The sequence below is a fragment of the Catenulispora sp. GP43 genome (assembly GCF_041260665.1).
Lineage (GTDB): Bacteria > Actinomycetota > Actinomycetes > Streptomycetales > Catenulisporaceae > Catenulispora.
Genome location: NZ_JBGCCT010000022.1, coordinates 29,307 through 50,522, shown reverse-complemented (window position 1 = coordinate 50,522; position 21,216 = coordinate 29,307). Strand labels below are relative to the sequence as shown.

The window sequence follows — 21,216 nt, the reverse complement described above, 5'->3', positions numbered from 1 at the left end:
TATCCAGGTCGGGTCGTCGTCACAGCGCGCGCAGCCACGGGTCTGCCGACACCACCTCGTCCATCGGACGGTCGCCGTCCTGACCGCAGGCGACGATGATCTCCCGCATCCGCCGCAGCAGGCCGTCCACATAGTGCGCGGGGACGAACGACGTGTCGTGTTGGGCGACCAGCCGCAGCGCGGTTCCCTCCTGCCGGGCTATCACGTTCAGCTCCACCGGCTGCTGGTAGTCCAGTCCCTCGTAGCCGTCCTGGAACTGTTCTCGGCGCTGGATCGTGCAGTCTGCCAGCTTCAGGCCGGTCACCGGCGCGATCGCCTCGAAGGTCACCCACTGGTTCTGAGACATCAGGGTCAGCAGGTCCGGTACCGCCTCGCAGAGCGTGGATGTATCGGCGTTGGCATGCCGGTAAGTCGCGTTCAGCTCGTCGGCCGCGCACCGCAAGCTGTCCACGAAGGACATCCCGGCGCTAACCCGTTGCCGTAGCAGCACCACGTCGACGAACAGTCCGACCGTCCGTTCTTGCTCCGGAGTGCGCCGCGCCGCGTTGACGGTGTGCAGAAGCACCTCGGGATCACCGGTGTCGGCTGCTACGAGCGCGTGCATCATCGCGTAGAGCGCGGCTTGCAGTGTCACCCGGTTCGCCCTTACCAAGCTCAGGAACTCCGCTGCGGGCACGACGAGGTTGCTCGCTCTGGTGCCCCGGTCCGCCACCTCGTCCGGGATCAGTCTGGTGCGCTGGTCCGCCGTGGCGTTCTGTATCCGTTGTCTGGGGATGAGCTCGATGGGCTTCGCGCCTCTGCACTTCTCGGCCCAGTAGGCCAGATCGGCCGAAGTAGGCGCCGGTACGGGCTGCCCGATCACGGCGCGGTAGTCGGGCACCGCCTCCAGTCCGGAGTCGCGGCCGAGCCGGAAGCCCTCGTAGAGCTGGGTCAGCTCACGCTCGATCAGTGCGATCGACAAGTCGTCGGAGATCATGTGATGCGCTCGCAGGGACAACGTGTGTTCGAGGTCGGAGGCGCTGATCAGGTCGGCCGCGAACACCCGCCCGGACGCCGGTTCGAGCGGCTCGGTCCGCAGCAGATCCCCCGGCTCCGTCCCGGGCCCCGCCGTCCGCAGCAGCCCCGTCTTCGCCGGCCGGATTACCTGGTAGCCCTCGCCTGGCCGCATATGCAGCGATGACCGCAGCGCCGCGTGCCGACCGACTAGTTCGTCCACCGCGTCGCCGAGCGCGGCGACGTCGAGCGGTCCGCTGATCCGATAGGTGACCGACAGGGTGAAATCCGGGCCGGCGACGATGTTCCAGCCCGCCGCCTGGTCCTCTTCCCAGGTCGCGTACTGCAACGCGCTGAACGGGAGCCGGTCGCCGACGTCCGGCTCGGGCGGGTCGGCAACCTGGTGGCTCCGGAGCGGTGCGGTGACCAGCCAGGCGGCCAGGCGTCCCACCGTCGGGTGGTCGAAGACGACCCTGATCGGCGCGTCCACAGCGAACTCGTCGCCCAGGCGGTGCGCGGCGCGGGCAGCCAACAGCGAGTCGCCGCCCAGCTCGATGAAGTCGTCGTGCAGACCGGCCCGGTCCACGCCGAGCAGTTCGGCGAAGATCGCGGCGACCCGCAGCTCGTCCGGCCGCGTCGCCGGAACGTAGGCAGTGCTCAGCTCCGGTCGCCGGACCGGCGGCTCGGGCAGCGCCGTCCGGTCGATCTTGCCGTTGCTGTTCAGCGGCATCCGGGGCAGCACGACGTAGGTCGACGGACGCTCGTACTCGGGCAACGACTTCTCCGCGTGGCGCCGCACCTCGGCCCGCAGCGTCTCAGCCGCCGACGCGCCTTCGGACGCCGACGTGACATAAGCCACCAGACTCTCCGAATCACGCTTCACGACGACCGCTTCGCGGACTCCGGACGCACCGCGCAACACCGCGGCGACACCGTCGAGCTCGATCCGGTAGCCGCGCACCTTGACCTGGTCGTCGATGCGGCCCCGGACTTCAAGCAGGCCGTCCGCGCGCCACCGCCCCACGTCTCCGGTGCGGTAGACCCGGCGCGCGGGGTCCGCCGGATGCGGCACGAACTTGGCCCGGGTCAACTCCGGCTGCCCGAGATAGCCTTCCGCGAGGTTGGCCCCGCCGACGCACAGCTCACCGAACTCGCCCGGCGGCAGCACCCGCTGGTCGGCGTCCAACACCAGGACTTCCGTGTTCAGCACCGGAGTGCCGATGACCACATCCTCACCGGGACGCAGGGTGGCGCCGGCACACCACACCGCCGCCTCGGTCGGACCGTACTCGTTGACCAGCTCGACATCGGGCATCCGCCGGTAGTGTTCCTCGACCAACTCGGCGGGAACGCTCTCACCGCCCAGCACGACCATCCGCAGCGTCGGCGCCGGCTTGTCCACCGAGCATAGAACGGCTTGATACAGCGACGGCGTGATCTCCGTGTGCGTGGTGCCGCCGGTGGACAGTGCCTCCACGAGGTCGCCGAGGAGTCCGCCCGGGTCGGCCGCGAGCATCCTCAGCGTGCCGCCCATGGCGAAAGTCCACCAGACGACTGCGATGCATAGGTCGAAGGTCATCGCGTGGGCGTACGCGAACTCGCCGATCGGGCTGCCGTAGCGAAGCAGGCGGGCCTGGGTGGAGTTGGCGATGGCGCCGTGCGACACCGCCACCGGCTTCGGCCGTCCCGTGCTGCCCGACGTGTGGATCACGTACGCCAGCGCACCCGCGGCCGGCTCGGGCCACCCCGGCCACCCCGCGTCCGGCGACGCCCGGCCGATCGCCGCGTCGCCGAACAGAACCTGCCGGACGTCCCCGATGACGGTACGTTCCCGCTCCACAACAAGGAACCGGGCACCGACTCCGGCCAGCATCTGCCGGACCAGCGCGTCGGGATGCCCCGGATCGACGGGCACATGCACCGCGCCGGCGGTGAACACCGCGACCTGCGTCACCACCGCCGCGACACCGCGCGGCAGGCAACTGGCCACCAGCGCGCCAGGCCGGACACCGAGGCTCCGCAAATGCGAGGCGAGAAGGTGCACCTCGTCGAGGAGCTCCTCGTAGGTCAGCTCTCTACTCGCGTCTTTGACAGCGACGACCTTTGGGCGCTGCGCAGCACTACGGCGCAACATGGCGAGCACCGACGGAGCCTCGGCAGTAGGGATCACGTCGCCAGTGTGCTCACACTGCCGCTGCCTTGCGAGACCCGGAATCCGCCCAGAACCATTCCTCACAACACACATGCGCCGTGCCATGAACTCGCACACGTTTGCCAGCCGGACGTGGCTTTGCCAGGTATCAGTTTCCGCAGACGCTCTTCACTGCCGCCGAATCCGACGTGACCTTCGCCGAGATGGTGGTGACGTCCGCTGCCGCCGCCTTGTCGCCGGCGTCAGCCTTTCCGATGGCCGAGACGAGTGACGTGTAGTCGGCGGCGAACGCGGTCATGGCCGCCTTGGCGCTCGGATCGGTCGCAGCGGCGGCCTCCTGGGTGAGGCTCTGGGCCAGCGCCTGCCCGTTCTTGAGGGTCGTGGCCTGGTCCGTGGCGCCGTTGTTGCCGCTGACCGCGGCCGCGATCAGCGTGGCGAAGTCGGCACAGGACGTGGTCTTGGCCGACACCGCCGGCGTCGATGAGCACGCCGACACACCGATTGCCGCGGACGCGAGCACGAGAACGAGCGCCGCAGCTCGGACGGTCTTGGTGCGGTGGGCCACTGGTCTACTCCCGTTGCCGATCCGGTGATCATCACCGGCCCCTTCACAGTAGACGGCAGCACCGGGACATCAGCTCCCACCGGCTCAGCGTCGGGCAGCGCTCACGAAATCCAAACGCCGGCCGCGGGCTGGCCCATGACGTTCACACAACCGTGCCTCAGCGCGGTCACAGACGGTGCGGCAGGCACGGCGCCACCAGGCCACCTCATGTCTCCAAGCCTGCCCGATCGGAGACGGACCGCGACCACGGCGCCCGGGGCGGCCCGGTGACCAGCAGGACCGGCTCGCGCCCTGGCCGGGGCAAGTACTTCACCGGCAGGTACCAACCGACGGCGCTGCTGTATCTGGGCCCCATGACCGTCGCCGTCAGCGCGTCCGCGTCGGGCCTGGAGATCCTTATGGTGAGGCGGAACTCGAAGAATTCGCATATCTCTCGCCTGCCTCCCCGAGCGCGCGGTACCTCCGATTCGGCAGAATCCCGGTATGGCGATCTTGCGCTCCTCCGCGCCGGGCCCGGAAGCCGCGATGACCTCGGCCGACGACCGGAGCACCCCGCGGCGGCGGTTCCTGCGCACCGAGACCGGTAGCGCCGCGCTGCTGCTGGCCGCCGCTGTCGTGGCGCTGACCTGGGCGAACATCGCCCAGGCCGGGTACGACAGCGTGTGGGCGACCCGGGTGGCGGTCACGGTCGGGCGCCACGGGGTGGACCAGGACCTGCGCGGCTGGGTCAACTCCGGACTGATGACGTTCTTCTTCCTGGTCGTGGGACTGGAGGCGCGCCGGGAGTTCGACATGGGCGAGCTGCGCCGCCGCAGCCAGCTCGCACTGCCGCTGGCCGCCGGGATCGGCGGGGCCGTGGTGCCGGTCGCCATCTACCTGGCCGTCAACGCCGGGCACCCGTCTGCGCACGGCTGGGGCGCGGCGATGAGCACCGACACCGCGTTCGCGCTGGGCGCGCTGGCGCTGGTCGGGCGGGGTCTGCCGCTGCGGGTGCGCACCTATCTGCTGACCGTGTCGGTCGTCGACGACATAGTCGGCATCCTGGTGATCGCCTTCGTCTACAACAGCCAGGTCGAGCTGGTGGCGCTGCTGGTCGGGCTGGTGCTGCTCGGCCTGGTCCTGGTGCTGCGGCAGCGGGGCGTGCGCTATGGGCCGCCGTACTTCGTGATCGGGCTCGCGGCCTGGGTCGCGTTCTTCAAGTCCGGCGTGGACCCGGTGGCCGTCGGGCTGGTGATGGGGTTGCTGACGTTCGCCCATCCCGCAGCCCGCGATGATCTACAGCAGGCCAGCGAGCGGTTCCGGAGCTTCCGCGAGCAGCCGACCGCCGAGCTGGCGCAGAGCGCGCGGCTGGGGGTGTCGGCCGCGATCTCGCCGAACGAGCGGCTGCAGAGCTGGTACCACCCCTGGACCAGCTATGCGATCGTGCCGCTGTTCGCGCTGGCCAACACCGGTATCCCCATCGACGCGCGCTTCCTGGCCGACGCCTACACCTCTCCGATCACCCTGGGCATCCTGATCGCGTACGTGGTCGGCAAGCCGGCCGGCACACTGGGCGCCGCATGGCTGCTCACCCGGGCCAGCCGCGGCCGGGTCCGGCTGCCGGTCGGCTGGGCCGGGGCCGCCGGGGCCGGGGCGGCCGCCGGCATCGGGTTCACCGTGTCGCTGCTGATCGCCACCCTGGCCTTCCACGGCGTGCAGCTGGAGCAGGCCAAGCTCGGCGTGCTCACCGCGGCGCTGGCGTCCTCGGCGCTGGCCTGGGCGGTCTTCCGGATCACGGCACTGCTGCCCAAGCCAGCGCGCCAGCGCGCACTGCTGGGCACCACCGAGTCGATCATCGACCTGGCGGTCCCGGTCGACGCACACCGCGACCACGTACGCGGCCCGGCCCAGGCGCCGGTCACGATCGTCGAATACGGGGACTTCGAGTGCCCCTACTGCGGCCAGGCCGAGCCAGTGGTGCGGGCCCTCCTGGCAGAGTTCGGCGACGTGCGCTACGTCTGGCGGCACCTCCCGCTCGACGACGTCCACCCGCGCGCCCGCCTGGCCGCCGAGGCCGCCGAGGCCGCGGCCCGCCAGGACGCCTTCTGGCCGATGCACGACCTGATGATGGCGCACCAGGACGCCCTGACCCCGGCCGACCTGCGACGCTACGCGACCGAACTGGCCCTGGACGTGGCACGCTTCACCGAGGACCTGCACAGCCACGTCCACGCCACCCGCGTCGCCGAGGACGTCGACTCCGCCGACCTGAGCGGCGTGTCCGGCACGCCGTCGTTCTTCATCAACGGCAGGCGCCACCACGGCGCATACGACATCGAGACACTCAAGACCGCGGTCAGGGCCGCCTATGCCAGGGCGCGGATCGTGGGGGCGTCGAGCCGAGGGAAGGCACGCGAGGACAGAGGACAGCTGTGAAGTTTCGGCGCGCCCACTCGATGTGTCGTGGATGCCCGTGTCGGGCGGGTTGCGGTTGGTGCGTGGTCAGGTAGTGCGACGTCTCCCGACGGTGTAGTCGGCATATCTGTTTCCAGAAGATGGTGGTAGCACGCGCACCGCTGTCGGCAGCGCGGCAGATACGCGGCACAGCCCATCCGCACGCCACCCGCGGAAATACTTAGCCGCAGCTCAAAGGCGGCATTCTACCGGCGTACACAAGGGACTCATAATCCCTTGTGCGGTGGTCGCAGGAGGCGAAGAACGCGCCGGCGACACGCAGGCACGGGAAGCCCATCATCGTGCCGGTCGCCACGTCGGGGTGGGCCAGCGCGGTGGCGCTGACCTGCGTGAAGAAATCGGTGGGCTGTTCAGCCATGGCTGTCTTCCTCCGTCGCGGGATCGTGGTCCGGGGCCGTCAGGACCTGCAGCAGGTAGCCGGTGACGGCCAGCCAGCGCGGCCACGCCGCCGCTGGGCCTTCGGTGACGACCTCGCCGCTGGCGCGGCCGGCGTCCCAGTCGGCTTCGCCGGCGGCCCAGCGGTCCAGGAACACGGAGTCGGTGCGCACGATCAGCTCGGCTCCCGGTGCGGCGCCGGGTTCCTGCCGGAGCTGTCCGGCGGCGAAGTGCAAGGTGGTGGGCCGGCCGTCGACGACGAATTGGAACTGTCCGTCGGTGACCGCCTCGATGCCCTGGACGTAGGTGACGTCGAAGTCCTGCCGGGCCGAGCCGTCGGCGGTAGGGTCGGCCAGGAATCCCACGCCCCACCGCCGCAGGGCGCTGAGCGCCTCCTGCAGCTCCCGGCCGCGGTCGGTCAGGGTGTAGACGACGCCGGCGCCGACCGGGCCTGGTGTCCTGGCTACAACCCCGGCCTGTTCCAGGCGGCGCAGCCGGTCGGCCAGGACACTGGTGCTGATGCCGGGAAGCCGGTCCAACAGCGCGCCGTAGCGGTATGGCTGCTTGAGCAGCTCCTGGACGATCACCAACGTCCAGCGTTCGCCGATCACGTCCAGGCCGCGGGCCAGGGGGCAGAACCGCCGATAGCCGGTCCATGCTCTGGCGGGCATCTCAGGGTCCTTCCTGCGGTGCGGGTATCACGCGGTGGACAGGCATCACGTGGCGGGCATCAGGGCGGCCATCGCCGCGGTGTCGAAGATGAGGCGGGCCGAGGCGAGTTTGCCGTCGCGGACCGTGTTCCATTCGGCCATCGGGATGGATCCGGCCCCGGCTGGGGTTTGGATGTTGAAGTCGTAGAAGGAGCAGACCTGGTCCCCGTCCTGCCACTGCCGGTGCATCCGGAAGCCGCGCATGATCGGTCCCAGCTGCGCCGAGCCGGCCAGGAACGCCGCCTTGCCCTCGGAGGTGAGCATCGGTCCGTGGAACCGGAAGTCGTCGGTAAGCAGCTCAGCGGCTCCGGCGATGTCGCCGGAGGTGAAGCGGTCGAGGTAGGTACGGAAGAGGTCGGTGGCCTCCATGTCCTCGCTCTTTTCATAATAGGATTTTGCTTTCATAACGAGAGTATCGCGGGGTCGGCGAACCCGCCAGCGCACCACGAGCGTTTTCCCCGGCCGGGTGTCAATCTGGGCAGGACCCGTTCGTAGCAGGGGTGAGAGGCGGGAAACGCCCGCTGGTCGCGAGGAGGCCTGTTGTCGGTCCACAGCGTCGAGGGCGAGGCCCCCGAGCCGACGACCGACGAGGAGATGCAGCAGTCCTTCAAGCGGGTCATGGCATTCCAAGACGAGATGAAGTCCTCCGGCGCCTGGGTGTTCGGGGGCCGACTGACCGCGCCCGACCCGCGACCGTCGTCCACAGGGCCGGAGGTGAGACGCTCACCACCGGCGGACCGTTCGCCGAAGCCCGGGAGCACCTCGGCGGCTTCTACATCATCAACGCCGACGACCTGGACGCGGCCCTGGCCTGGGCGTCCAGGGTCGTCGACCTCATCGGCCAGCCGATCGAAGTACGGCCCTTCCAGGACGAGCCCGGAGCCTGAGGCCCGTGCCCGACCCCGGCGTCACCCACCACGTCGATCAGGCCGAGATCGGCCGGATCTTCCGCGAGGAGTCCGGCCGCTCGGTAGCCGCCCTGATCCACGCGTTCGGCGACATCGATGCCGCCGAGGACATCACCGGGATAGCGATATAGGGCACGAACATCGTTTGCGACCGGTGAGCGGGAGACGTGCGGGGCGAACGGTTCGCGTTTGATTCGTGCGCTGACTTCTACGCCGGCAGGGAGAGGCCCTTGGCCCAGGCGGTGACCATCTCGTCGAGCATGTCGGCGAGTGCTCCGGTAGTGGCGTGGCCCCGGATCACGAACTGGGTCCGGCCCGAGGGGCTCGATCCGCAGATCGTCATGCGCGGGTGGCGATGGACGATGGTGCCGTCCGGTTCCTGGGCCGTCGTCATCTGCAGCACGCGAAGGGCCGGCCCGCAGGGCAGCTCGATCTGGTCGGGTCCTTCGACCACGACGTCGGTTCGTGCCGGATCGAAGATTTCAGCGCTGAGGGTCTGAGCCGGGTTGAGGCTGGCTTGCCTGTTGTCGTAGACGGTGAATTCCAGCCGCAGATGGTCGGAGGTGCGCTTCGGATTCGGGAAGAACACCGCGGCGTAGCACGACTTCAGGTCGGCGGCCGCGGCCACGGCGTCGCGCAGTTCGTAGAGCGTTTCGGCGACCCTGCCCGGCTTGGGGCGGCGTCCCAGCCGCAGATGCTTCAGCGCCAACGCGGCGCCTGCCCGGCAATCGTCGCCGGGCTCGAAGCGGAGCGCGCTGAGGTCGATGCCGTAGCCCGGAAAGAGCCTCTCCCAGCTGACGTAGTCGTACTGGATCATGAGTGTCATCGGAAGCCGCCTCAAGCGCAGGTGTCATAGTGGGATCAGCGATGTGGGGGAACGGCTACGGCGAAACGGCTCACCCGGCTGACCAGAAGGGCGGCGGCCGCGCCGCCGACGATGAATCCGAGCCGCCAGCCGTCCACCGATCCATGCCAGGTGATGATGCCGTGGCGGCCGACCAGGAAGCCGTCATAGAACAGCCACAGAATCAGCGCGCCCGATAGCGCGGTCCACCAGCGGGTCCCGAGTCCGAGCACGGTGGCCAAGCAGATGTAGGCCACCAGGTCGGCGTCGACATGCCGGGTGCCGCCGGTCGCAGCGAGCAGCGACGTGGCGGCGATGGCGGCGACGAAAGCGGCCATAAGCGTGAACGCAGGTTCGCGACTCGATTCCAGACGCATCACACACTCCTCACACGCTCACCGTCTTCAAGCCCAGTTCAGACCCGTGCGACGGCTAGCGGTAGTGGCGGCAACACATCGCACACGCCGCCGCGGGCAACGCAAAGCCGCCGCTCACTAGCCCGGCGGCTCCGGCGCCGCGGGCGCTGCGGGCACGAACCGGTAGCCGGTGCCGAACTCGGTGATCAGATGAACGGGTCGCTGCGGGTCAACCTCGAGCTTGCGCCGCAGCCGGGCCACGTGGAAGCGCAGGTGTCCGCCGTCCCCGGTATTCCCCGGCCCCCACACCTCGGCCAGCAGGCGGTTGATGGTGACGAGTTGGTTCGGGTGGCGCATCAGCAGCTCGAGCACGGCCCATTCGGTTCGGGTGAGGCGGATGCTCTCCCCGTCCCGGGTCACGGTGTGCTTTGCCAGGTCCACGGTGCTCGATCCGAAGGTGTACTGTGCGCGGGCCGGTTCGGAGCCCGCGTCAGCCGTGAAATCGCGGCGGCGCAGCAGGGCACGCAGCCGCGCCAGCAGCTCTTCCATCGAGAACGGTTTGGTCACGTAGTCGTCCGCCCCGGCGTCGAGCACGCGCACCTTCTCCGCCTGCTCGGACCGGCCGGTAAGCACCATGATCGGCACATCGGTCCAGCCGCGCAGGCCCAGGACGACCTCGACTCCGTCCATGTCGGGAAGGCCGAGGTCCAGCAGAACGAGGTCGGGTAGGCGCCGCGCCACGGAGGCGAGGGCATCCACACCGCGCTCGGCGGTCTCCACCTCATACGAGCGGGCTTTGAGGTTGATGCGGAGGGCTCGCAGGAGCTGTGGCTCGTCATCCACGACAAGAATGTTCGTCATTGGCGCCGTTGCCTTCCGGTAGCGGGGCTTCGTTAGCAAGTGAACCCGCTGTCACCGGCTGCGATCATGTTTGCTCGCGCGATGCAAACGCCCTCCGCGGCGATGCAAACAACTCACCCGCGAGATGTTCCTCACCACTGGTCGAGGCGGAACCGCGGGCGGCACACGACGGCGTCGGTGTTCTTGCGGATCACCCGGTCAGGAACAGCGCCGCGCTGGTTGTGCAGCAGCCGATGCCAGACCTTGTGCGGCTGCGCCTCGGGGATCGGGACCGTGATCCGCTCGTGTCCGCCCGGCGCGGCCGGTGCCTCCCGCGCCAACTGGTTGAGGTACTGCACGATCGGCCGGGTCAGCGAGCGCTGGGCAGAGTGCAGGACGACCAGCGGCACAGCCGGCTGCCAGGCCCGCCGGCGCTCGGTCAGGGCCGCTTCCGCCGCCCCGTCGTCCTCGTCGGTGTGCACGACGGTGACCGCCATGACACCGTCGCCGAGCGACAGGGCCGCCCCGATCGCCTCCCGGGTCAGCCGCGCGGAAGGCCGACACGGCCATCCTGCGAGAATTCAGCCGGTCAGCGGTACTCGGCCAGCCGCGGCCTGGCCCCGGCGACCACCAGCACCACGACCAGGACCATGCCGCCGAGCGGAACCCAGGGCCACGGGCTCATACCGGACAGACCCTCGGCGATGCTGGAGTCGAAGGCCTTCTGGTTGATGTCGATGACGGATTGCAGCGCGCCGGAATAGGCGACGAAAGCGCCGTCGGAGTCGGAGGACGCCGGGCTGGTGTCGAACCGGATCGCTTCCGGCAGGTCGGTGGCGATCTTCTGCCGGAGTTTGCGGTCGTCGAGCTCGTAGGTCTGGTAGGTCCGCAACATCTGCTCGGCTGCGGCGCGCTCGCCGGCGAAGGTGATGTTCTTCAGCTCGGTGCCGAAGTAGCCTCCGAAGAGCACGGGGTGCTTGGCCGGGTCGCCGAAGTAGGCATCCAAAGAGGACTTCACTGCCGTGTCGTAGCTCTGCAGGGTCGCCCCGGAGCCGACGTCCATCAGCTGCTGGCTCTTGGCCAAGTACGAGTCCTGGTATTGGGCCGCGCGCGACGGGTCGACGATGATCCGGCTCTCGTCGGCGTTGGCGTCGGTGGACAGTGCCTTGGCCGCGGTGAGCGCGGCGACGGAGTCAAAGGCGTCCTTCTTCGCCCCGCGCAGATGTTCGGCGGCGGCGCTCATCGAGACGGCGCCCCACACGGTCAGGCCGAGCGTGAGCACCGTGGCCGCGGCCAGTGCCGGATTGATCAGCCGATGAGTACGCCGGGTCAGGAACAACTGCGTCCCGCCAAGCGCCGCCAACGCCACGACGCCCGCGCCGATGATCCACCACTGGGCAGCCTGTGCCGTGCCGTGACGGTTCTCGTAGGAGGATTCCAGCGCCTGTCCGTTGCTGGCGGCCACCGCCTTCGCGGCGGGGAGAACCGTCTGCCGCATCAGGTCGGTAGCTTTTGCGTACAGCGCCGCCTCGTCGGTGGGCACCTGCCCGGCCGCCCGGTCGGCGTGCCCGGAGTCCGAGTACTGCACCTGTGCGGCCAGCGCCTCGTAGGAACCGAGCGCGTCAAGGGCCTGCCCGACCTGCCGCGCCGCGTCACCGGTGTCGCCGGCGTGGATCGCTGCCAGTTGCAGGTCGTGGTCGGCGGCGGCCCGGTCCTGCTCGTACAGCTTGGTGAATGACGCCCGGTCGATGCCCGGGCCGAGCTGCTTGTCGCCGACCATGAGGATGTTCGCGAGGTTGGCGTCCATGTCGTTCAGCGAGTAGACGAGATCGTTGGTGGCCACCACCTGCGGCGCCTCGGTGTGCCCGATGGCGTCGAAGCCGGAGCGGACCTGCGAGGACGTGGCGGCGGCGACGGCCGCGAACACCACCGACACCAGGATCACCGCTGCGGCGCAGGCCTTGATCGTGGTCGGCGTGGACCAGCGGAGGCGGACCCGTGACGGCCGCCGGGAAACCGATTCCGGCGGTGCCGGCGACGGCGCGAGAGCAGTCATGGATCTGGAGTAAAACGTGTCACGACCTGTGAGAATACGATACTCGCGCGATGCATGCGCACGATGGTTCGAAGCAAACGGTCCACACACGAATTCGCGCCGACAGCTGTCCTACCGCGAGATCGTGACCGTCCTCGGCGTGGTGATCCTGCTCGGCGGACTACTCAGTCCGTACGCCGGATTCGCGCAGCTGCGCACCGAACGCCACCTGCTTGCCGACGGCAGCACCGCCTGGGCCTCGATCGTCCCCGCACCGAAGCACCCCGAGTACGAACCCGCCGCCTACAGGCCGATGCCGCGCTTCGACACCGGCGACGGCCGCCCTGTTGAGGTCGGCGCGATCACGCTCATGGCGGTGCTCTGAGACGCGCTGTGGTCCCGGACGCCCACCGCGTCCGGGACCACGCTCGCCCCGCGAGGACAGGCTCAGGCAGCCAGGCCCACCAGCCGCGCGCTCAGCTTCCACAGCCGGTCCACCGAGCTGTGGTCGTTCATCAGGGTGTTCGGCAGCGACGCCGCGACGCCCTCGTAGTAACCGCCGTCCTCGATCTGGGCGGTGGCCAGATGCAGCACCGCGGCCGCGCCCTCGGACACCGGGCGCCCGGCCTCGCGGGTGTAGTTGCGGATCATGTCGGTGGCCAGGAGTCCGGGGTGGACGCTGGCGGCGAGAAGATCCGCGCCGCCGCGCTCGGCGACGGCCTTCGTGAACAGATTCAGCGCCAGCTTCGACTGCGCGTACGCCGCAACCGCGGAGTACCGCTTCGTGGAGTCGACGTCGCCCCAGTGCAGCCGCCCGCCCCGGTGCAGAGCAGAGGAGACGTTGACGATGCGGCTGCCCGGCGTCATGGTCAGCGTCGGCCACAGCAGGCGCGTCAGCAGGTAGGGCGCGAGGTAGTTCACCTGGAAGGTGATCTCGTGGTCGTCGGCGGTCACGGTACGGGTCGGCGAGCCGAACACCGCCGCGTTGTTGACCAGCAGGTCCAGCTTGGCGTGGTCGGCGGCCACCTGCCGGGCCATCCGGGCCACCTGCCCGAGGTCGGCGAAGTCGGCGGTGACCACGAACAACCGCTCGGCCTGCGCGCCGCCGGTCACCAGGTTCTTCAGCGCGCGCTCGCCGAGCTCGGCGGTGCGCGCGTGCAGGATGACCCTCGCGCGCTGCGCGGCGAGTTGGCGTGCGACCTCCAGACCGAGGCCGCCGTCGGCGCCGGTGACGAGGGCGGTGCGGAAGGGGGCAGTCTTCTTCGACATGGTCCTGGTTTGCTTTCGATGATCGTGGGATGGCCGGCCCGCACCGCGCTGCACTGCGGTGAACGTGATGCGGGCGGCCGGCGGGGAAGGACGACACCGCGGACAATGCGCGCGAACGAATGTGGCGCGTAGCACGTCATCGGCGTCAGCGAGGCGGGCGCCGGAGTCGCCAGGAGTGAGACTCTCAGCGCCCGACCGGATGAGGCGGCCGGTCGTCATGACGGCAGCCCGGACCACCGGCCGCGCAAACGGCGACCCTGATCGCCCCGCCGCTCGCAGGGCGCTTGTCCGCGCCTCCGGTGATCACGGGGTCGAGTCAAACAGAGTGCGGACATAGAGGGCAAGAACCCACACACGGCTCAAGCGGCTGGCACATGAGACCCCCACAATCGGCTGGCATGCGGGGTGCGACTTCAGCCCGCTTGCGGCACGGAACCACGCCAGGCCATCGTGTCCACCACGGTTGCGGCCGCGGCGACTGCCGCGGCCAGGGACTCGGAGGAGGACCAGCCCTCCGCCCGCCACAACAGCACCTGCATTCCCTCTATCCGCATACTGAACGGTTCGGCCACGCGCTCCAAAGCCGTGACGCCGGCGCGGGCCAGCACCGCTGCCCCGCCGGTTTCCCGTGCCGGGGTGTAGAGCTCGAAATGGTCGTCGAACGGATGGCATCCGACCTGGACCCGGCCCGGCGGCGGCGTGTCGATGACCCACGCGGTGGCGAACGCCGCTCCGGCACGCACCTCAAGCCGCTCGGCCGGGTGCGCCAGCGTCAGCGAGGCGACGCCGTACAGGTGGGTCGAGCCGTTGTAGCGGCAGGTGAACGTCGCGGACGTCACGGGCATGTCGTGCATGGCTCCGGTAACCGCGTTGATGAGCCGATGTTCGGTGCCGTAGTGGAACGGCGGCTGCCGCGTGGGTTTCAGTACATGTTCGACGTCGGGGGCCTCTACGAACCCGTGGCGGTCTTTCAGGTCCCGCGCCAGGTCCGCAGCCCCACGCCTGCTGCGCCGGAACCGGTGCTGCGGAGACGCCAGCACCAAGGTGGCCAGGCACAGATATCCGATGATGGGGAAGACGATTTGCATGACGCCTCCAAGGACTCGGTGAGGCGGACGTTAACTGCGATTCAGTATGTCGGCAATCAATGCATGCAAGGCGTATGCGAGTGATGAGTTTGATGCGATGAGGATCCGCCATAGTCCGTTTTCATGACTCCATGCAGTTGCACCTCGCGCGCAGTGCCCGACCCGGTACGGACCGCGCACCGTCGCCCGCCCCTACTCAGGTGACGTCACCGCAGCTAGATCCATAGAATGAGCGCGGTGCGCCGGGAAGTCTGGTCGGCCCGGGAGCGATCGCCGAGCGTGGCGGACCCCGGCGAACGCCGATGGGGTGCGAACGATGCACGCGGTAGGAATCGTCCTGGCCTTGGTGGTGTTGGGCACCGCAGTCGCGACCTTCGCTCAACGCCTGCGTATTCCAGCCCCGTCGTTGCTGGTCCTGGCCGGTCTCGGGGTCGCGCTGCTCCCCGGCGTCCCGGCTGTCCGGGTCGCACCGGAGACCATCGCCCTACTGGTGCTCCCGCCGCTGTTGTTCGCCTCGGCCGAGGAGATGTCGCTGCGCGACCTGCGCGCGGTGTGGCGTCCGGTCACCGTGCTGGCCTTCGGGCTGGTTTTGGCCACCGCCGCGGCGGTCGCAGGGCTGGCCTGGCAGCTGACGGCGCTGTCAGCGTCGATGGCGTTCGTCCTGGGCGCGGTGCTGGCCTCCACCGACCCGGTCGCGGTCACCGCGCTGGGCCGCCGCCTCGCGCTGCCCGGACGCATTCAGACCCTCGTGCAAGCCGAGAGCCTGTTCAACGACGCCACCTCTCTGGTGCTGTTCAAAGTGGCCATCGGATTCGCCGTCAGCACCGGGACCTTGTCCTGGTTCGGGGCCGGCGGCAAGTTCCTGATGCTGGCCGGCGGCGGTGCGGGGATCGGCGCGGCGCTGTCGGCCCTGGTGGTCCTGCTGCGCTCACGCACCGCCGATCCAGTGCTCCAGACGGTCATCGCTCTGGTCACTCCCTACGCCGCCTACGTGCTTGCCGAAACCGCCGGCACCTCCGGGGTGACCGCGGTGGTCGTGGCCGGCGTGACCAGTGGCGGCACCGGCTACCGCACCAGCGACGCACGGATCCGGTTGCAGGTGCAGGCCGTGTACGCGGTCATCGTGTTCCTGCTGGAATCGGTGGTGTTCGCGCTCATCGGGCTGGAACTTCCGACCATGGTCCGCGACCTCCCCGCGCACACCGGCTGGTGGCCGCTGCAAGCAACCGCGCTGGCGGCGGTCATGATCGGCATCAGGGTGCTCTGGGTGTGGCCGACGGTGTCGGTCGCCAAACCCACCCGTGCCTTCCCGACCTGGGCCACCACGCGCGTGGTGACGTGGGCCGGCACCCGCGGGGTCATGCCTCTGGCCGCCGCGCTGACCATCCCGCTGGCGGCCGACAACGGCATGCCGCTGCCGGGCAGAGCCCTGATTCTCGTACTCACCACCAGCGTCGTCGCCGCGACCCTGACCCTGCAGGGTCTGAGTCTGGCAGGGGTGGTCACCGGCTCGGGCCTGGCGGTGGATCCGGCGCTGCGTGCGAGCAAGGAGACCGCCGCCCGCGCCGCCCTGGCCGAGGCCGCCGTGGACTACATCGACGGCCTGACCGAAACCGGGTCCGTCCCGGAGGCCGTGTTGGAGCGGGCCCGTCGCCGCTACACCGCGCGTCTGGGGAATCAGCCCGACGGCGCGTGGCCGGCGGCGAACTATGCAGCCCTGCAACGAGACGTCCTCGCCGTGCAGTCGGCCGAGCTGCGGCGGCTGTACGCCGGAGGGAAGGTCAGCGACGCGACCCGCCGCAGGCTTCAACTCGAGCTCGACCGCGCAGAAGCCGCCGTCACGTCAGAGGCCTGAAAAGCCGCGGGGCCGGCGCTCGTATTCCGGCGCCGGCCCCGCGGTTCGAAAGGTCTCAGCTGGTCGCCGCCACCGGGTGGGCCTTGTCCAGCGCCTGGTTCAGGGTCACCACGTTCACGTACTCCTCGCCCAGGAAACCCAGGGGGCGGCCGTGCGTGTTGTCCTTGACCAGCTTCTGCACCGTCGCCAGGTCCACGCCGCGGGCCTTGGCCACCGAGGCGGCCTGGTCATTGGCGTTCTGCACCGAGATGCCGGGGTCCATGCCGGAGGCCGAGGCGGTGACCGCGTCCTCGGGGACCTTTGTCGGGTCCACGTTGTAGGCCTTGGCGTAGGCCGTGATGCGGCCCTCGATGGTGTTCTTCAGCGTCGCGCTGTTGGCCCCCAGGTTCGATCCGGCCGAGTAGGAGTAGTCGCAGCCGGGGTCACTGGAGTTGGCCGAGTTGGTGGCGTCCGACGGCCGGGCCTGGAAGTACTGCGGCAGGGCGTTGCCGGACTTGTCGACGTACTGCTGGCACAGCAGGCTGGAGGCGACCACCTGGCCCTGCGCGTTCTTGATGAGTGAGCCGTTGGCCTTGTCCTTGAACGCCAGCTGCGCGATGCCGGTGACCAGCAGCGGGTAGGCGATTCCGAGGATCACCGTGAACACCAGCATGGCCCGGATGGCGGCGGTGTGCCGCCGGATTGCTGCTCCGAGTTTCATGGTCGGCTCCTTCCTACTTCAATCCGGGGATGAACTGGACGATCAGGTCGATCAGCTTGATGCCGACGAACGGCAGCGCCAGACCGCCGGCGCCATAGATGACCAGGTTTCGGCGCAGCAGTGCCGCGGCCGAGGACGGCTTGTAGCGCACGCCGCGCAGGGCCAGCGGGATCAGACCGATGATGATCAGGGCGTTGAAGATGATGGCGCTGGTGATCGCCGACTTCGGCGAGTGCAGGCCCATGATGTTCAGCACGTGCAGGCCCGGGTAGACCACCGAGAACATGGCCGGGATGATCGCGAAGTACTTCGCGACGTCGTTGGCGATGGAGAAGGTGGTCAGCGAGCCGCGGGTGATCAGCAGCTGCTTGCCGATCTCGACGATCTCGATCAGCTTGGTCGGGTTGGAGTCCAGGTCCACCATGTTCCCGGCCTCCTTGGCGGCCGAGGTGCCGGTGTTCATGGCCACGCCGACGTCGGCCTGCGCCAGGGCGGGGGCGTCGTTGGTGCCGTCGCCGGTCATCGCGACCAGCTTGCCGCCCTCCTGCTCCTTCTTGATCAGCGCCATCTTGTCCTCGGGCGTGGCCTCGGCCAGGAAGTCGTCGACCCCGGCCTCCTCGGCGATGGCCTTGGCGGTCAGCGGGTTGTCACCCGTGATCATGACCGTCTTGATGCCCATCTGCCGCAGCTCGGCGAACCGCTCGCGGATGCCTTCCTTGACGACGTCCTTCAGATGGATGACGCCCAGGGTGCGGGCGACACCGTCAGGAGTCTTCTCCGCCACCACCAGCGGCGTGCCACCGGCCGCGGAGATGCCGTCGACCAGCGAGCCGACCTCGTCGGTGGGGTGACCACCGTTGTCGCGGACCCACTTCATGACCGCGCTGCCGGCGCCCTTGCGGACCTCGTGCCCGTCGTGCAGGTTCACCCCGGACATACGGGTCTGCGCGGTGAACGGCACGAACTCCGCGCCGGCAAGCTCGCCCTCGTGCCGCTCGCGCAGACCATACGCGGTCTTGGCCAGCACCACGATCGAGCGGCCTTCCGGCGTCTCGTCAGCCAACGAAGACAGCTGCGCGGCGTCGGCCAGCACATCCTGCTCGACCCCTGCGACCGGCACGAACTCGCTGGCCTGGCGGTTCCCGAGCGTGATCGTGCCGGTCTTGTCCAGCAGCAGGGTGTTGATGTCACCGGCGGCCTCGACCGCGCGGCCGGACATGGCCAGCACGTTGCGCTGCACCAGCCGGTCCATGCCGGCGATGCCGATCGCGGAGAGCAGCGCGCCGATCGTGGTCGGGATCAGCGCCACCAGCAGCGACACCATCACGATCAACGACTGCGCCGCACCGGCCCAGGTGGCCATCGGCTGCAGGGTCACGACCGCGAGCAGGAACACGATGGTCAAGCTTGCGAGCAGCACGTTCAGTGCCATCTCGTTCGGCGTCTTCTGCCGGTTCGCGCCCTCGACCAGGCTGATCATCCGGTCGATGAAGGTCTCCCCCGGCTTGGAGGTGATCTTCACGACGATCCGGTCCGACAGCACCTTGGTCCCGCCGGTCACGGCCGACCGGTCGCCGCCGGATTCCCGGATGACCGGGGCCGACTCGCCGGTGATCGCCGACTCGTCCACCGAGGCCACACCCTCGACGACGTCACCGTCGCCCGGGATGACCTGCCCGGCCTCCACCACCACGAAGTCGCCGAGCTGCAACTCGGTACCCGGCACCTCGGACTCGGCGCCGGCTTTGCCGGGCGACCAGGAGGCGAGTCTGCGGGCCACCGAAGTGGTCTTGGCCTTGCGCAGCGTGGCGGCCTGCGCCTTGCCACGGCCCTCAGCCACCGCCTCGGCCAAGTTGGCGAAGACGACGGTGAGCCACAGCCAGACGGTGATCACCCAGGCGAACACCGACGGGTGCGCGATGGCCTGCCAGGTGGTCAGGACCGAGCCGGCCTCGACGACGAACATGACGGGGTTCTTGACCATGACCCGCGGGTCGAGCTTCTTCAGGGCGTCCGGAAGCGACTTCCAGAGCATCTTCGGGTCCAGGAACCCGCCGCCTATGCGGTGCGGCTCAGCACTCGCCTTCGGCTGCGACGCCTGCTCCGGCGCGTCGGAGTGAGTGGAGACAGACATCAGTGCAGTCCTTCAGCAAGCGGCCCGAGGGACAGGGCCGGGAAGTAGGTGAGACCGACGACCAGCAGCACGGTGCCCAGCAGCATGCCGGCGAACAGCGGGCTGGCGGTCTTCAACGTCCCGGACGACTCCGGGACCGGCTTCTGCTTGGCCAGCGAACCGGCCAGCGCCAGAACCCAGATCATCGGCAGGAACCGGCCGAACAACATCGCCAACGCCCCGGCGGTGTTCCACCAGTGGGTGTTGCCGGACAGGCCCGCGAAGGCCGAACCGTTGTTGTTGCCCATCGAGGTGAAGGCGTACAACACCTCGGAGAAACCGTGGGGAGCCGGACTGCCGTTGGGACCGAGGTTCCCGGAGTTGATCGAGGCGGTCTCGCCCTTCAGCGCCATCGCCAGACCGGTGAAGACCAGCACCACGGCCGGGGTGGTCAGGATGTACAGCGCCGCGTACTTCATCTCGGTCGGGCGGATCTTCTTGCCCAGGTACTCCGGCGTGCGGCCGACCATCAGACCGGCGATGAACACCGTGACGATGGCGAGGATCAGCATGCCGTAGAGCCCTGATCCGGTACCGCCGGGCGCGATCTCACCCAACATCATGTTGAACATGGCCGCACCGCCGCCGAACGGCGTGTACGAGTCATGCCAGGAGTTGATCGCACCTGTGGACGTCAACGTCGTGGACGTCATGAACAACGTCGAGGCCGGGATGCCGAACCTGGCCTCCTTGCCCTCCAACGCCGCATGCCCAGTGGCCAGATTGACACCGTGGTGGTGGGTCTCGGCGAAGGTCGAGAACGCCAGCGAACCGATCCAGATGATCGCCATCACCGACACGATGGTGTAGCCCTGCTTGTGCGAGCCGACCATCTTGCCGAACGTACGCGGCAGTGCGAAGCCGATCACCAGCAGCAGGTAGATCTCGATCAGGTTCGTGAACGCGTTGGGGTTCTCGAACGGATGGGAGCTGTTGGCGTTGAATATGCCGCCGCCGTTGGTACCGAGCTCCTTGATGGCCTCCTGGCTGGCGGTGGCACCCGTGTACAGGCTCTGGTCGCCGTTGAGGGTGTGCACCACGGTCAGGTGGCCGGACAGGTCCTGCACCACGCCGCCGGCCATCAGCACGATCGCAAAGATGATCGAGAACGGCAGCATCAGCCGGACGATGATCCTGGTCAGGTCCACCCAGAAGTTGCCCAGCCGGTCGGTCTTGGACCGGGTGAAGCCGCGGATCAGCGTCGCGACCACCGCGATGCCGACCGAGGCCGACACGAAGTTCTGCACCGCCAGACCGGACATCTGTGCGACGTAGCCCAGCGTGTTCTCGCCGGAATAGTTCTGCCAGTTGGTGTTGGTGACGAACGAGGCCGCCGTGTTGTAGGCCAGGTCCGCCTGCATCTTGGGCATGCCCAGCGCCAGCATCAAGTGGTTCTGGATGCGCAGGAGCAGGTACAGCAGCAGGACCCCGACTGCGGAGATGGCCAGCACCGAACGCAGGTACACGCCCCACGTCTGGTCCGCCTCGGGGTCCACGCCCATCGTCTTGTACAGGACCTTCTCACCGCGCCAGTGCTTGCGGCTGGTGAGGATGTGCGCCATGTAGTCGCCAAGCGGCCGGTAGGACACAGCCAGCAGGAGGACCAGGGCGGCGACTTGGAGCAGGCCGGCCCAGGTGTCCGACATCAGAACTTCTCCGGGAGGATCAGGGCCACTACGAGATAGCCGACCAGCAGGACCGACACGATCAGGCCGATGACGTTCTCAGCGCTCAAGACGCTCGACCCCCTTGACGATGAGGGCCAGCAGGCCGAAGAAGGCGATCGTGATCACGACGAAAACCACGTCGGCCATCAGATGCTCCTTGGTATCAGGGAAAGCTGTCGTGGCCAGTCAAGCCTGGGAAGGTTCCCTCCCAACCTGACGCAAGCGGGATGCA

Annotated in this window: 21 protein-coding genes; 5 read left to right on the top strand and 16 right to left on the bottom strand. The window is 68.8% G+C overall.

The features are described 5' to 3' along the window. Positions 1 to 19: 19 nt before the first annotated feature. Positions 20 to 3,163 carry an amino acid adenylation domain-containing protein gene (locus ABH926_RS35640; RefSeq protein WP_370370371.1) on the bottom strand — a complete coding sequence of 1,048 codons (3,144 nt, stop codon included), beginning with the start codon at positions 3,161 to 3,163 and terminating at the stop codon, positions 20 to 22. Between the two features lie 130 nt (positions 3,164 to 3,293). Beyond that, a complete protein-coding gene (locus ABH926_RS35635) occupies positions 3,294 to 3,710 on the bottom strand; it encodes a hypothetical protein (protein ID WP_370370370.1) in 417 nt (138 codons plus the stop codon). Between the two features lie 483 nt (positions 3,711 to 4,193). Here ABH926_RS35635 and nhaA point away from each other — a divergent pair, with 483 nt between their 5' ends. Further along, entirely contained in the window at positions 4,194 to 6,125 is a 1,932-nt protein-coding gene (nhaA, locus tag ABH926_RS35630) for a Na+/H+ antiporter NhaA (protein ID WP_370370369.1), read from the top strand. A gap of 199 nt (positions 6,126 to 6,324) precedes the next feature. Here nhaA and ABH926_RS35625 read toward each other — a convergent pair whose 3' ends face one another. Genes ABH926_RS35625 through ABH926_RS35615 form a run of 3 tightly spaced genes read right to left on the bottom strand, consistent with a single transcriptional unit; the run spans position 6,325 to position 7,618 of the window. After that, positions 6,325 to 6,522: a hypothetical protein gene (locus ABH926_RS35625; protein WP_370370368.1), complete on the bottom strand. Its 198-nt coding sequence runs from the start codon at positions 6,520 to 6,522 to the stop codon at positions 6,325 to 6,327. Next, entirely contained in the window at positions 6,515 to 7,210 is a 696-nt protein-coding gene (locus ABH926_RS35620) for a winged helix-turn-helix transcriptional regulator (protein ID WP_370370367.1), read from the bottom strand. The genes ABH926_RS35625 and ABH926_RS35620 overlap by 8 nt, the downstream gene beginning before the upstream one ends. 45 nt (positions 7,211 to 7,255) lie before the next feature. Beyond that, positions 7,256 to 7,618 (bottom strand): nuclear transport factor 2 family protein, encoded by a 363-nt coding sequence (locus ABH926_RS35615; RefSeq protein ID WP_370370366.1) that lies wholly within the window; start codon positions 7,616 to 7,618, stop codon positions 7,256 to 7,258. Between the two features lie 131 nt (positions 7,619 to 7,749). Between ABH926_RS35615 and ABH926_RS35610 the strand changes: the two genes are divergently transcribed. Both ABH926_RS35610 and ABH926_RS35605 read left to right on the top strand, forming a co-directional pair. Further along, a complete protein-coding gene (locus ABH926_RS35610; RefSeq protein WP_370370365.1) occupies positions 7,750 to 8,136 on the top strand; it encodes a YciI family protein in 387 nt (128 codons plus the stop codon). Positions 8,137 to 8,141: 5 nt separating this feature from the next. Next, complete coding sequence (locus ABH926_RS35605) at positions 8,142 to 8,288, top strand: hypothetical protein (RefSeq protein WP_370370364.1); 147 nt, start codon at positions 8,142 to 8,144, stop codon at positions 8,286 to 8,288. A 77-nt stretch (positions 8,289 to 8,365) separates the two neighbouring features. Here ABH926_RS35605 and ABH926_RS35600 read toward each other — a convergent pair whose 3' ends face one another. The 5 genes from ABH926_RS35600 to ABH926_RS35580 form a co-directional block, all read right to left on the bottom strand. Next, on the bottom strand, positions 8,366 to 8,974 hold the full coding sequence (locus tag ABH926_RS35600; RefSeq protein WP_370370363.1) for a hypothetical protein: 609 nt from the start codon (positions 8,972 to 8,974) through the stop codon (positions 8,366 to 8,368). 44 nt (positions 8,975 to 9,018) lie between these two features. Continuing rightward, on the bottom strand, positions 9,019 to 9,378 hold the full coding sequence (locus ABH926_RS35595; RefSeq protein WP_370370362.1) for a hypothetical protein: 360 nt from the start codon (positions 9,376 to 9,378) through the stop codon (positions 9,019 to 9,021). A 117-nt stretch (positions 9,379 to 9,495) separates the two neighbouring features. Beyond that, entirely contained in the window at positions 9,496 to 10,218 is a 723-nt protein-coding gene (locus ABH926_RS35590; protein ID WP_370370444.1) for a response regulator, read from the bottom strand. A gap of 131 nt (positions 10,219 to 10,349) precedes the next feature. Continuing rightward, positions 10,350 to 10,694 (bottom strand): hypothetical protein, encoded by a 345-nt coding sequence (locus ABH926_RS35585; protein ID WP_370370361.1) that lies wholly within the window; start codon positions 10,692 to 10,694, stop codon positions 10,350 to 10,352. A 92-nt stretch (positions 10,695 to 10,786) separates the two neighbouring features. Continuing rightward, a complete protein-coding gene (locus ABH926_RS35580) occupies positions 10,787 to 12,253 on the bottom strand; it encodes a hypothetical protein (RefSeq protein ID WP_370370360.1) in 1,467 nt (488 codons plus the stop codon). Between the two features lie 124 nt (positions 12,254 to 12,377). On the opposite strand from ABH926_RS35580, the gene ABH926_RS35575 reads away from it, so the two are divergent. After that, the gene (locus ABH926_RS35575; protein WP_370370359.1) at positions 12,378 to 12,617 is read left to right on the top strand and encodes a hypothetical protein; all 240 of its coding nucleotides are present in this window, start codon (positions 12,378 to 12,380) and stop codon (positions 12,615 to 12,617) included. Positions 12,618 to 12,679: 62 nt separating this feature from the next. Here the strand turns inward: ABH926_RS35575 and ABH926_RS35570 are convergent, their stop codons facing one another. Both ABH926_RS35570 and ABH926_RS35565 read right to left on the bottom strand, forming a co-directional pair. Continuing rightward, positions 12,680 to 13,501 (bottom strand): SDR family NAD(P)-dependent oxidoreductase, encoded by an 822-nt coding sequence (locus ABH926_RS35570; RefSeq protein ID WP_370370358.1) that lies wholly within the window; start codon positions 13,499 to 13,501, stop codon positions 12,680 to 12,682. A 413-nt stretch (positions 13,502 to 13,914) separates the two neighbouring features. Further along, positions 13,915 to 14,589, bottom strand: a complete 675-nt coding sequence (locus ABH926_RS35565; protein WP_370370357.1) for a hypothetical protein — start codon at positions 14,587 to 14,589, stop codon at positions 13,915 to 13,917. Between the two features lie 316 nt (positions 14,590 to 14,905). On the opposite strand from ABH926_RS35565, the gene ABH926_RS35560 reads away from it, so the two are divergent. Next, positions 14,906 to 16,444 (top strand): Na+/H+ antiporter, encoded by a 1,539-nt coding sequence (locus ABH926_RS35560; protein WP_370370356.1) that lies wholly within the window; start codon positions 14,906 to 14,908, stop codon positions 16,442 to 16,444. A gap of 55 nt (positions 16,445 to 16,499) precedes the next feature. Here ABH926_RS35560 and kdpC read toward each other — a convergent pair whose 3' ends face one another. From kdpC to kdpF, 4 genes are read right to left on the bottom strand one after another with little or no spacing between them, the layout of a single operon-like run. After that, positions 16,500 to 17,144: a K(+)-transporting ATPase subunit C gene (kdpC, locus tag ABH926_RS35555; protein WP_370370355.1), complete on the bottom strand. Its 645-nt coding sequence runs from the start codon at positions 17,142 to 17,144 to the stop codon at positions 16,500 to 16,502. 13 nt (positions 17,145 to 17,157) lie between these two features. Further along, entirely contained in the window at positions 17,158 to 19,278 is a 2,121-nt protein-coding gene (gene kdpB / locus ABH926_RS35550) for a potassium-transporting ATPase subunit KdpB (RefSeq protein WP_370370354.1), read from the bottom strand. Then, positions 19,278 to 20,963, bottom strand: coding sequence for a potassium-transporting ATPase subunit KdpA (kdpA, locus tag ABH926_RS35545; protein ID WP_370370353.1), 1,686 nt, complete (start codon positions 20,961 to 20,963; stop codon positions 19,278 to 19,280). The genes kdpB and kdpA overlap by 1 nt, the downstream gene beginning before the upstream one ends. Next, on the bottom strand, positions 20,963 to 21,052 hold the full coding sequence (gene kdpF, locus ABH926_RS35540; protein ID WP_370370352.1) for a K(+)-transporting ATPase subunit F: 90 nt from the start codon (positions 21,050 to 21,052) through the stop codon (positions 20,963 to 20,965). Before kdpF ends, kdpA begins: the two co-directional genes overlap by 1 nt. Between the last annotated feature and the right edge of the window lie 164 nt (positions 21,053 to 21,216).